At 46.0% G+C, this 12,640-nt stretch carries 9 protein-coding genes; 5 read left to right on the top strand and 4 right to left on the bottom strand.

All coding sequences use genetic code 11. From position 1 onward, the window contains the following. A partial coding sequence (locus tag QUA33_RS26180; RefSeq protein WP_445251078.1) for an IS1/IS1595 family N-terminal zinc-binding domain-containing protein occupies window positions 1-197 on the bottom strand: 197 nt, incomplete at its 3' end. 355 nt (window positions 198-552) lie between these two features. Between QUA33_RS26180 and QUA33_RS26175 the strand changes: the two genes are divergently transcribed. The 3 genes from QUA33_RS26175 (at window position 553) to QUA33_RS26165 (ending at window position 1,420) form a co-directional block, all read left to right on the top strand. Next, window positions 553-900, top strand: a complete 348-nt coding sequence (locus QUA33_RS26175; RefSeq protein WP_333152437.1) for an LLM class flavin-dependent oxidoreductase — start codon at window positions 553-555, stop codon at window positions 898-900. 46 nt (window positions 901-946) lie between these two features. After that, window positions 947-1,096 (top strand): hypothetical protein, encoded by a 150-nt coding sequence (locus tag QUA33_RS26170; protein ID WP_333152439.1) that lies wholly within the window; start codon window positions 947-949, stop codon window positions 1,094-1,096. A gap of 90 nt (window positions 1,097-1,186) precedes the next feature. Next, window positions 1,187-1,420, top strand: coding sequence for a hypothetical protein (locus QUA33_RS26165; protein WP_333152435.1), 234 nt, complete (start codon window positions 1,187-1,189; stop codon window positions 1,418-1,420). Window positions 1,421-2,611: 1,191 nt separating this feature from the next. Here the strand turns inward: QUA33_RS26165 and QUA33_RS26160 are convergent. The 3 genes from QUA33_RS26160 to QUA33_RS26150 all read right to left on the bottom strand — a co-directional run bounded on the left by QUA33_RS26160 (window position 2,612) and on the right by QUA33_RS26150 (window position 10,094). Continuing rightward, window positions 2,612-3,838, bottom strand: a complete 1,227-nt coding sequence (locus QUA33_RS26160) for a HetZ-related protein (RefSeq protein ID WP_333100652.1) — start codon at window positions 3,836-3,838, stop codon at window positions 2,612-2,614. Window positions 3,839-4,426: 588 nt separating this feature from the next. Next, on the bottom strand, window positions 4,427-4,882 hold the full coding sequence (gene dtd / locus QUA33_RS26155) for a D-aminoacyl-tRNA deacylase (RefSeq protein ID WP_333152433.1): 456 nt from the start codon (window positions 4,880-4,882) through the stop codon (window positions 4,427-4,429). A 403-nt stretch (window positions 4,883-5,285) separates the two neighbouring features. Further along, window positions 5,286-10,094 (bottom strand): CHAT domain-containing protein, encoded by a 4,809-nt coding sequence (locus QUA33_RS26150; protein WP_333152431.1) that lies wholly within the window; start codon window positions 10,092-10,094, stop codon window positions 5,286-5,288. Between the two features lie 81 nt (window positions 10,095-10,175). Here QUA33_RS26150 and rnhA point away from each other — a divergent pair, with 81 nt between their 5' ends. Then, window positions 10,176-11,093: a ribonuclease HI gene (rnhA, locus tag QUA33_RS26145; protein ID WP_333152429.1), complete on the top strand. Its 918-nt coding sequence runs from the start codon at window positions 10,176-10,178 to the stop codon at window positions 11,091-11,093. A 705-nt stretch (window positions 11,094-11,798) separates the two neighbouring features. Then, complete coding sequence (locus QUA33_RS26140; protein ID WP_333152427.1) at window positions 11,799-12,536, top strand: DUF72 domain-containing protein; 738 nt, start codon at window positions 11,799-11,801, stop codon at window positions 12,534-12,536. The last annotated feature ends 104 nt before the right edge of the window (window positions 12,537-12,640 follow it).

Raw genomic sequence — 12,640 nt, 5'->3', positions numbered from 1 at the left:
GCCAAAGAAATCTTCTCCAAAAGAAGTCGATCGATTAAATCTTTTGTTTCTGAGCTAATTACTTTGTTGGTCGGATTTTCGACAAATTGGCGGCCGCAACTTTGACATTTGTATTTTGGTTTTTTATTGTGAATTCTACCATTTTTAACTATGTGATTTGAACCACACTCAGGGCAATTTGGTCGTAAGGATAGCATATTATATGACTAAACTAATCTTGTTGGCAGATATCAAGGATTCCAGCAATAATCCCTGATGATAGCATAACTGTAACTCAACCTACATTCAAACGCGAAAAAAATATTAAAATCACAAAATTTGATTGTATAAGTTATAAAAGTATCCTATGTATTCAATTACTGTAATTAAATTTCACTACATATTTATTACTACCTATTTTGGGTGAATTAAAAACTTATCTAACTCAAAACTCAAAACTTTTACTAGCCGTCCTGGTTAAATCACCTGCTTTTAAGTCTGGATATTTTAACTGACAACTCAGGCAGGGTACGGGGGCACCGCTCCTACTCAACTCAAAACTCCTAAAAACTTATGGCACAAATTGGTTATCATGCTTCCCATGAACAGTTTAAGCCCAGCGAACTGCTGAAATATGTCCAAATGGCAGAACAAGCTGGCTTTACCCATGCCCTTTCTTCCGATCACTTTCATCCTTGGAGTGAAGCGCAAGGACAAAGTGGTTTTGCTTGGTCTTGGTTGGGTGCAGCAATGCAAGCAACGCCGAGGCTTTCCTATCGGGTTGTTTGCGCTCCCGGACAGCGGTATCATCCGGCTATTATTGCCCAAGCTGCGGCAACGTTGGCAGAAATGTTTCCAAATAGTTTTTGGCTCAGGGTTGGCAGCGGTCAAGCGTTGAACGATAAATATTACTGGGGATAAGTGACTTACTAAGAGCCGCAACACGCGCCTCAAAGAATGTGTCGATATTATCCGCGCCCTTTGGGCAGGAGAAACCGTCACCCATCCCGGTTTAGTGTGCGTAGAAGATGCAAAACTCTATACCCGCCCGGAAATTCTCCCATTAATTATCGGCGCGGCAGTTACCCCAGAAACAGCAGAATGGTTGGGAAGTTGAGCTGATGGATTAATTACTACTTCTCGCCCACCTGAAAAGTTAAAAAAAGTCGTCGATGCGTTTCGTCGCGGTGGGGGAGAAGGGAAACCAATGATTTGGAAAGTGCAGCTTTCCTATGACAGTAATGCAGACAAAGCACTACAAGGCGCTCACGATAAATGGCGTAGTAACATCTTCAGAAGCAAAATGTTGACCGAACTGATAACACCAAATCAATTTGATGCCACCGGGGAGTTTGTGAAACCAGAAGAGTTATATCAACACGTCCGCATCTCGGCAGACCAAGAGCAGCATATTGAGTCGTTGCAAAAAGATATTGAATAGGGGTTTGATGAACTAATTTTGCACAACGTTAACCGAGAACAAGAGCAGTTTATTGAGGTGTTTGGCGAAAATTTTGTGCCAGCACTGACAAAAAGTTGATGCTGGAAAATCAGTATGTAGATGCGATCGCCCTTATGATGGATACTGGTTCAAAAATCAATTAGGGTTTTTAGCAGCACTAGCAGGAAGCTATTTCGTAGGTTCCTCATGATTAGACAGTTGTTGTATCTGACTTTGGTCAACCAAAGCTTGATTAATTAGCGCCGTAGCACTCCCCCGACGGAGTAACTCGGTTGCATCAAGTAATTGAATAGAATTAATTGCAAACTGATTATTGGCTAATTTTTTACTAGATAAGGCTTGTAGCCCATAGTTTTGTGTAATTAATCGTGTCCTACTACTTACCTATTTTTAATCATCATCCACAAAGCCACAAAAGTTTCACTCCTCCTATCTCATAATGTCCAAGCAAGAATGACATCAGCCAAGTGATTTACTGCTGTTCATACAAGGAGCTGCTTTTTTTTTACCCAACAAATATCTGGATTTCGTCGATTTCGCTTACTTGGGGTATCGTTTCAATTGCCTCAGTTTCAAATAATCGTCTCCCTGTTTCTTTGAGCCAGGTGATGACCCTATTGTGCGTTATACCAGTACAACGCTCAATTTGTCTTGCGGCCCCATGCCATTACAGTATATTGCTTAAGCAAATTTGTTTGGCATCCTTGGAATCTCCCGGCTCACTATAGGTTGTGACACACATTTGCATGGCTTAAATGTATCGCACTGTTCTCAGTCTTGATTCCCATTTTTAAGTACATCTTTACCCTGGCATTTAGGGTATTGCATTTTTGAACTTTGAACAACTTTGCCTTTGTTCTGCTACTCCCTATGTTTGAATTTCATTATAAATATATGCCATGCCGCCTCTTCGGCAAGCAATTTTATATAACTAATTACTAATGAATAATGACTAATAAAAACCAATTCCCCGGCCTAACCAGGGAATGAAATATATTTAAAGAATAATGTTGTTTTAATAAATTGAATATGCCAAAAAGCGGCGATAATTTAGTAGCAGCCCTTGTTGATTTGAGAGTGGACGCCGGGGCGGGCATTCCTGTGCAGGTGCCGCACCCGATCGCATTTTCCAGTCTCAAGAAAACAGTTGCATTCATATTTGAGTACCAATTAAGCTTGGCTGCTGTTGCGAGTCTGGCTTGCCAGCTCCAACAGTTGCGCCCAGCGTTTTTGGACTTGTTTGGGAGTGCATTTGAGCGCCGTGGCGATCGCCTTATCGCTTTCTTGATTCCGCTTCATTTCTAACATTTGCTGCATTTCGGGCGCAAGTTGAGCGCGAAATGCTTCCCATTTGTCCGAAGTCATTCCCAGCTTTTGATCGACATCAGCACCCAGCCATTCGTGGACGAGTTTCCAATTTTGAGTGCGGGCAAATTTTTCGACGTGGTACTTAAACCGCTGTTGCAAGTAGTCGCGCTGGCGGGAAGACAAACCGAGTACGCGGTCAATTTCCGAAGCCGAAAGGTCTTGCAATTTTAAAGTTAAGTAATTCACGCATTCTGGCTGATTTTGCGATTCCAGATAGGCGATCAATTCCGAGACTACTCGATCGCGCAGCACAGCATCAGCCGGATCGACAGTTTCCGATACCATTTGCTCGCGCACTTGTTGCAGCGCCGGAGAGCGGCTGTACATTTCCGCCTCTTCTCCCTTGCCGGATTCTACAGCCATTTCAATGTCGATCGCAGTTTCCGGAGGCTGGCCCTTGGCAAATCCTTGAGCGCGCAACACGATCAGGCGTTGGCGGTTGCGGCCGGGCAAACCGATTTGGCGCTTGGCGTAGTGTTCGGTGAAAGCCATGTACTCAGCCAATTCTAGCTGGGTGCGGGGCTGGTAGGTGACATCGAGTTGGTGTTCGCGGCGGAAAGCTCGCAGAGATTCGATGTAAAAGCCTTGCAAAAAGTCTTCAATCATGTTGTAGCGAGCTTGGAAGTTCAAGTTCGATCGGAAAGAAGCAACATGGCGGTAAATCATCGCCGCGAGGTGAGAGTGCAGTTCGACGCGGCCTTGTTTGGAACCGAGGCGGTAGTATTGCAGGATTTTTTGCAACCGGTGCTCGGCCAAGGTGATTTGCCAAGCTTCAACTTCGCCGGAAATTTGGATGCGATCGCTTTTTTGGCAAATCCGTTCAACTTCCTTAGCAATCCGCATCGCCACTGTTTGAGCGCTGCGGCTGGCAGTTTTCATTTCGGCTTGCAATTCTTTGAGGGCGAAGTTAGCCAAAGCGAGGATATCGATGCTGGGAACAGTATTGATTTCAGCGGTTGGTTCCGGAATGCAGTTGAGATCAGAAGCGGTGTTGCAGTTGACGGTGTTGGTGGCAGCTTTGACAGTCATGGCGTTTATCGGGTGGTAGGACACAGCGGGTGTGCGAGGACATTTCTCAGAGAGTGAGGTGGCAGTTGCTGGCGGTTTCGCTTGCTGTGCTGATTCAACTCTCTATACATTGAATATTACGGAAGTAGAGATAACCGCAGTGATGCCAGTGTTCCACTCTCTCATGCAACAGTTTTTGGCTGCTGAATCTGATTCTAAGCGCTGACTGTGGAATATTGGTTTTATTGCCATTAAAGCCTTACTGTACAAGCATTCTGAGCTGTTAGTCGTGTGGGGCGATCGCGAAAAAGATTGACGGTGTTCCAGGGCCGCTGAGTGGACGATTTACAAACTGGTTTTTTAAGGGTTTGAAGTTCTGGAATCGGGATGGGAGAAAATGTAGCGAAAACCCATGTCTTCTGAACCTACGCAACCGCAGTTAGGAAACCCGGTTAATCTGAAAATTTGCTTTTAGTAAAACGCGCAACGGCTTTTTTTGAACGAACCGCGAAGACGCAAATGACACGTTCGGCGAAGCCGTTCCCAAAGGGTAGGAAGATAAAAAAAAGTAGGATGTGGTGCGGTGAACAGAGAAGCCTGTCAACAAACTCACCCCGATTCTCTCTCTAATATCAAAGTCACCGGCCCGTCATTCTCGATCGAGACTTGCATCATCGCTCCAAACAAGCCTGTTTCAACTTTTAAGCCGCTCTGGCGCAACTTTTCGACAAATTTATCATAAATAATTTCGGCTCGTTCAGGAGCCGCTGCTAGATCGAAGGAAGGTCGCCGACCTTTGCGACAATCGCCGTAGAGCGTAAACTGACTGACAACCAGCAACTCGCCACCGATGTCTTGTACGGACTTGTCCCAGCGCCCGGTATCCGTAGCAGAGTCGGGAAACAAACGCAATTCTAGGCATTTGCGAGCCATCCAATCGAGTTCTGCTTCGGTGTCGGTGTCTGCAATACCTACAAGCAAGTTAAGTCCGCGGCCAATTTTGCCGACAATTTGACCTTCTATTTCGACTTGAGATGATTTTACTCGCTGGATGATGACTCGCATTGACTTGCTTTTTGGTAGCGTCTTAGGATTATTTGAACAGCAGCGCAATCGCCGTGTCGCTATGAAAATGAAAACGGTCCGATACACCGATGTCGGCAAAGTCCAACAATTATGGTCGAAGTAGGAAATTCAGGGTTAATACATCTTCTTTTTGCCTAAATCTTGTTCAGAAATGAATCCAATTGAATGGCAGTGGCAATATATCAAAAAAAATCAACTAGCCGGAAAAATGTTTGAGGATGAATTAGAGCTCGCTTATGCTGTAATTCATGGGGTATAAGTTAGAGCAGAAAAAGGAAAGTATACTACAGAAGCTGTTCAATTTAACTCCCATTAAGTTACTTAATCCTTCCTTACATACTTGTAAATATTTCCCTTGACTTACTTAATCACTAATCACCAATCACCAAGGACTCCCAATCATCACAAAAGCCGACCAATAATAAGGATGCGACAACTTTAAATCCGCAAACCCTTGCAGCGAAGCCGGCAACTCCACCCCCTCACCCCGACTCAAACCCCGCAATCTGCCACCCTCCAAACGCACATCTCCCCGCAACATCGCAATTTGCGCTTGTCGCAGCGCCGCCCCCTTAATTCGCGCCGTCTTCAACTGCTGGTAAAACTCACTCATCAATCCCAAAGTACCTTCATCACTCACGTACCACAAACTTCCCAAAGCCGTTTGCACCCCCGCTTGCAGCGCCAACCCCCCGAAACCCAACTCCGCCTGTGCATCTCCCACCGCAGTCCGACAAGCACTTAAAACTAACATATTCACCTGCGGATCATTCAATTTCAAATCTCGCAATTGATCCAGTCGCAGCCGACTATTCCACAACTGAATAAAAGAATTATTCGGTGATCCAGGTCGAAATTCACCGTGAGTAGCTAAGTGAATAATGCCAAAAGGCCGGCTTTGATGCTGTCGCTTCAAATTATCCAAAGTGAAACCCTCATTTAGAAAAGTAACTCCCGGCCACTCTCTAGAAATAGCGGCTATTTCAGCAGGAACCGCAGGCAAAGGATTCAACTCGGAAAATTCCGAGGCACCCATTGCTAAAACTTGAGAATTTCTCAGATCGACGTAGCGAGTATCTGTTAAATTAATGCTGGGCATCAGGCTGAGACTGTACTTTTCTACCAAAAATTGGTGTCCGTCGTGCAAAGCAGCAAAGGGCATACCTCTCAAACCTCGATCGACAACAAAGGAAATAGTATCGGTTTCGCAGTGTTTCAAACTGTCCTCTAAAGGCGCAATGATCCACTTATAAAGCTGTTGGGAAGATGGTAGATAACTCGTAGTAGCCCGCACCCCCGGTTTGGTAATCTCATCCCTGAACTGAGTGACAACTTTCAGCAGTTGTGCCCGGTTCGCAGCCGGCACACTTTTGTGAACCACTTCACCGCAAGAAGTAATCAGCATTAAATTTAATTCTTCGGGCTGCGAGAATAGATAAATTAAGCTGGGTTTCGTGCTGGTTTGTGCGCCCACCGATGCTAACTTTGTTTTAATTTCCTCTGGGGATACCAACTCGTTACTGATGTTTATCCCTAAATATTCCCCAAATTCTTGGCTGAAAGATTTGTCCAGCAGAGACAAAGCTGCCGATATTTTTCCGGTCTCCAAATTCCTGCCGATGTCACCCCGAAATGCTGACTGAATAACTGAATCTCTGATATTTGAATTGAGGAAATTTCTCATTTCTCTGGGAGAGTGCATTCTTTCGGGGGGCATCCTTTCTCCGGGTTTTCCTATATCTCGCGATATTCTGTTTTGGTTCTGCCGCTGTTCGCGACTAAAGGGTTGGTTGCGATCGGGAAAAACCCGGTTTCTATCTAATGGAAATCTACCGCTTGGCGATGGTGGCGGAGGATTTGTACCGGGTTGATTTATATCGGGTTGATTTGTACCGGGTTGATTTATACCGGGTTGATTTGTACCGGGTTGATTTATACCGGGTTGATTTGTACCGGGTTGATTTGTACCGGGTTGATTTATACCGGGTTGATTTGTACCGGGTTGATTTGTACCGGGTTGATTTGTACCGGGTTGATTTGTACCGGGTTGATTTGTAGTGACGATCGCACTATTGCCTTGAGTGTAAGAATTTATGAAAGATCGGCCCTGAGTAATCGTACCCACAGGATTACTGGCGATCGCCCCAGCAGTACCGTTAGTCGTCGCATCTCCCACCGCAAAAGGCGTCGGCGGAGTGGCATCGCCGCCCCCGTGGCGGATCGTAACTGTACCGGGTTGAGTGTCGCCAAGAGTCGAGATGCTAACAGGAGTGCCGTTTTGGTCAAAACTACCCGTCACTCGCACTAAAGCCGGAGTTGCGAGTTCAACATTACTGCCCGGAGCATCGATCGATGCAACCCTAATATCATTTTGAGCGTTAAGATTTACTGTAGAAGTGCGATCGATCCTAACAACAGGATTAACATTTATTTGCCCAATTCGGATTTCGTTTCCAGCTAAAATTCCGACACTTTCAACTGCACTTATATTACCAGTGCTGACGGTTCCCCTGGCGCTAGCGACATCAACTGCAACTCCCTGTAACTCCCCTGAATTCACATCCAGCGGTGCTGTTAAATTGACATTTCCTGTTGTAGCATCCGTATTGCCAATATTAATACTTCCAGAATTGCTAGTTACATTAACTCCAACTCCTCGCAAATCCCCTGAATTGACATCCCGCGGTGCTGTTAAATTGACAGTATTTTCGGTTGCTGTAGCGCTTCCAATATCCATACTTCCCGAAGAGCTATTTACATTAACTCTTGTTCCCAGCAAATTCCCCGAATTTACATTTCCCGATCCTCTTATATTAATATTCCCAATAGATGTAGTATTACCGATCGCAATATTTCCGCTATCGCTCTTTAGTTCCACTGCTCCCCCCAGCAAACTCCCTGAATTTAAGTTGCTGGTCGCTCTCAAAGCAATCGTAGCCTCCGGAGCATTGATCGAATCAACACTAATATTATTTAGGGCGTCCAGATTGACTACGGGAATGATGGGATTAACTGGATTTGTGGTGACAGGATTAACAGTTATTGCCCCCGGGCTGATGTCCTGTCCGGCTACAATTCTGACATCTCCCGAAGTAGCGATCGCACCCGTATTAACACTCCCATTGGTGCTGCTAGCACTGACAGTCGCAGCGGTTAGATTGTCAACCGTTAAGTCCCTAAAAGCTGTCAAATTGATATTCTCGGTTGCTGTAATATTGACGGGTGTAGTATTAGGAACAATGATATTGGCATCAGTCAAAACTCCCACTGCTCCGGAGTTACTGGTAATATCAACTTTAGAACCCTGCAAAGTCCCAAAATTCACATTGCCAAAAGCTTTAAGTTCGATCGCCCCGGAATTTCCAGTATCGATCGATCCTGTGACGATATTACCCCGAACAGTATTCAGACTAATACTGCCGTTGATATCAGCACGAGAAATGTCACTTGTCAAGATAATATTGTCATTAGCTTGAATATTAATTGTCGAACTAGACGTTAATCTGCCCCCAACTAGCACTTCTGCTTCCCTACTTTCTAGACTAATTTGACCGCCATTAATATCTCTAGTTGCGATATTTCCCAGCGCTGACAAAATTACCGGCCCACCTGCTGAAATATTTTCAACTGAAATCAAATTGCTTGATAAAATTGGATTTGTAAAGATTGAATCTTCACCTAAACTGTTACTAACAGGATTTAGCAGAGTTGCCACTCCCGCCCGCAAAATTAAGGCGGGACTGCTGCTTAAAATAGCAATATCTGGATCGTCGGGATTCACATTTTCCCTACCCAATGCAATATCAGGGCCGGTAATTGTAATATCCTCGGCAACAATGCTCCCCTTCGCCTCGACTTTCAGCGAAACACCAGTATAATCTCCCAAGAAAACATCTCCTTCCGAACTGATAATCGGGTCAAATAAACTCACGAAATTTCCCGGCATTCCTGACAAATTCCGCACCGAGAAATTGCCCCCCGAAACAAAGTGGGAATCCCCCGAAATAACACCGTTGCTCACCAAACTCAAATTGCCACCGCTTTGGAATTGCGGGGGAAGAGATGAGCCGCCGATCGCATTTTGAGTGAGAATATCAATAGTGCGATCGGCTTGAATGTATAAATTCCCCCCAGCCTGCGCCAAAAAAGGATTCTGGGCGCTGTCCCTGATCCGCACCGCATCCCCACCCAGCAAACTCAAATTCCCCGTAGTTTGCAGCCTAGCACCCGCTAACGTGAGATTTTCTGCAGCCCATAAATTCGCACTTCCCGCATTCAACTGCGGCAGCCCAGACACATTAGCAGCAATCGCCACATCCCCAGAATTTACCTGCAAACCAGAACCCACAAGCCTCACAGAACCGTCATCAGCAACCGCAACACCAGCCGCCTGATTTTGCCCCGTACCTGTCAGCAACTGTGGCAAAGAAATAGGATTCAAAGTCTGTTTAGAATTACCAACATTCCCGCCAGTTGCTATTTCCAAACTCAACAGATGCCCTGGTTGACTAATTCGCAAAACCTGAGATCCCGGAACCGCAGCAACAGTAATTTGCCCGCCCGGGGCCGACAACTGCCCGGTACTAACAACCGTACCGCCAAGCAAAGCCAAATTTTGCCCCGGAGTCACAGCTAAATTGCCAGCATTAACAATACTTCCCGGTACACCCGCACCAAAATTAAAAGCATTTGGCGTACCCACCAAGGCGCTAAAATTATTTGTACCCGCAGCATTAAACCAATTAGAACCAAAACCGACACCAGTAGCAGTAGTTGCAGTAAAAGCCGCCGGCACATTCAAACTCGCGTTCGGGCCAAACACAATCCCCGCAGGATTAATTAGAAACAGATTAGAATTGCCGCCCGTGACAGTAATTAAACCGTTAATTAGCGAAGCGTCCCCGCCAGCAATTCGAGCTAATATATTTTGAATAGCCGAATTTGTCAGAAAATTAGCAATTTGACCTTCATTCAAGCCGAACTGCCCAAAACTGTGAAAAAGATTCGCGCCGTCTCCCGACAAACTGCCCCCGTTGATATCATAGCGGTTGCCGCTGGGGGTGACAACAGTACCCGTACCGTCAGCAGCAGGCACTATAGGCTGTGCTTGCGCGAAAGTATTAAAAATTAACAAAGAAAACGGACAAATAAATAGCGCAACCTTTTTAATCTTTAAGTTGGCATTTTTCATAGCAGTAAGTAAAACTATCTCAATTGCCTTAATTATCGCACTTGCAAACAACTTACCCCTAAATAACAAATTAATTCGCTCATGACAACTCCCAAAATCAAAAGCCTCTACACAGACGGCGCTTGTTCCGGCAACCCAGGCCCAGGTGGCTGGGGTGCAGTAGTTTGTTTCGCCGACGGCAACTGTCACGAACTTGGGGGTGGAGACCCTCAAACTACTAACAACCGCATGGAAATGCAGGCCGCCGTCGCTGCGCTGGAATTTTTTGCGAATTCCGGTCAAACCGAACCAGTCACCGTTTACACCGACAGCGAATACGTTAAAAACGGCATCACTAAATGGATTCAAGGCTGGAAAAATAAGGGCTGGAAAACCTCAACCGGAAAAGATGTTGTCAACCAAGACCTCTGGCATCTGCTAGACAAGCTGAATTCCCGGCAAATCAAGTGGGAACACGTCCGCGGCCACTCCGGGGACTTCTACAACGACAGATGCGATGAAATTGCCCGCAGCTTCTCGCACAATCTCACTCCCGAACTGCAACAGCGCAAACCAACTGTAGGCGAGACTCAGGCCGACACTTTTGTCAGCGCGGCCACATCGCCCCTAGGTTCGGAAAACACAATTGTTTGGGAAGAAACGGACACAACTGGTAACAAAACGATAGAATCCTATGTCATAACTTCTGACCTTCCGATCTCCCACTCTACCATGATGGATTCAACTGCCGATACCCTGGAGAACTTGCCCCGCGAGGTGAGGGTTCAAGACCTCCGCAATCTGATCGAAACGTTGCACATCGCCGACGAGGTTGCGACGAAAGGCTACTTGATTACCAGTTCTGAACTGGCTGATTTGATGGATGTAAATGCCAGCGCTGTCACCAGTCGTGGAGACAACTGGGTTTGGCGAAATTGGGTAGTTTCGCGGGTGCGGCGCGAAGGCAACCAAATTCTCTGGCAATTAGAGAGAATCGACCACGTTAGTACAACTGATTAGTGGTTAGTCATGAGTTATTAGTTTATTAATGACTGATGACTAATGACTGTCTCCAAGCAAGATTGGGCCAAATTCCGTAGGGACACAACATTGTTGTGTCCTTTTAGTCATCAGTCATCAGTCATTAAATTGGAATGGTAGGCATTCACTCTTCTATATTGAAAACCATCTGCGTTGCATCTGCGCTTTCCCTATTAGGAAGCATCTCATATTTGTAAAAATACTTCTTCTGCCTCCTTACTTCTGTCTCCAGGTTCCTAGCTCCTAACTCCCAACTCCAATTGCTAGCTTGGCTGCATGCAAAAGTAAGATGCTCTCCCCTATTAAACATTTCCAACAATTAGACTATGAGTGCGATCGCTTCCATATTACCAAAGAATTGTCGCTTCACTTTCATGAGTCAACTTGGGGAACATATAGAAAAAAAAACCTCATAAACCACAAGGCTATTAGATCTAGGATATGACTAACTCAAGCGGCTAATTACTCATGCTGAAAATCTGCATAACCAGCAAAAAAAAATCAACATAGAAAAACCTGAAACGATCGCCCAAAGCAGTAAAGTCAGGCTCACCGTTTAAAAGAGTCCTTAAGAGTTCAACTTGCTCTCTCTATTTTTAGTTGATTGATAGAGTGCGATAGCGATGCGGGCCGACTAAACTTAAATTCCAACACAAACACAATCTGCATGGGAGTAAAAAGGCGATGAGTGTTCATATTGGCACTTCAGGTTGGAGTTACGACCATTGGGAAGGTGTGCTTTATCCCCACCAGCTACCGCCACGCTCTAGGCTCGATCGCTATATCCAGCACTATCAAACCGTCGAAGTTAATAGCACCTACTACCACTGGCCACCAAACACTACCTTTGCTAACTGGCGAGAGCGCCTCCCCCAAAGATTTCTCATGACCGTAAAAGCGCCCCGTGGTCTAACGCACTCCAAGCGTCTTTACTCGCCAGAACAGTGGTTGGAACGGATGAGTGAGGGACTTCAATGCTTGGACTCACGACTGGGTATTCTACTCGTCCAGCTTTCTCCCCAGTTCGGCTGCGACTCGGCCCGCCTAGCCTACTTTCTAGAACAGGTGCCGCGCTGGATCAAAGTAGCTGTTGAATTCCGACACCCAAGCTGGCACACAGAAGAGGTATTTTCACTGCTGGAACGCTCTGGAGCGGCTTACTGCGTGATGAGCGGGGCACACCTGCCGTGTATCCTCCGCGCCACGGGCTCATTCGTCTATGTGCGCCTCCACGGCCCCGACGCCAACAATCTCTACGGTGGCTCCTACTCGGATGATGATTTGCATTGGTGGGCCTCGCGCATCCACGAGTGGGAAAGTCAGGGGCGAACTGTGTTTGTCTACTTCAACAACGACGGAGAGGGAAATGCAGTGAGGAACGCTTCAAAGCTAAAAACCTTTGTGGAGAACGGTACTTCCTGACAAGCGAAGATGGAGAGCGTTCCCATTTTTCAATAGTCCGGACAGTTTTTATATGGCCCAATGGCTTATTCTGTAGGACTTCGCAGCCACTGTGGATAATTAAA

The organism is Microcoleus sp. Pol14D4 (genome assembly GCF_036701245.1).
Classification (GTDB): domain Bacteria; phylum Cyanobacteriota; class Cyanobacteriia; order Cyanobacteriales; family Microcoleaceae; genus Microcoleus.
Note: the sequence above shows the minus strand (reverse complement) of the source record. Positions and strands in the feature narration are given on the sequence as shown.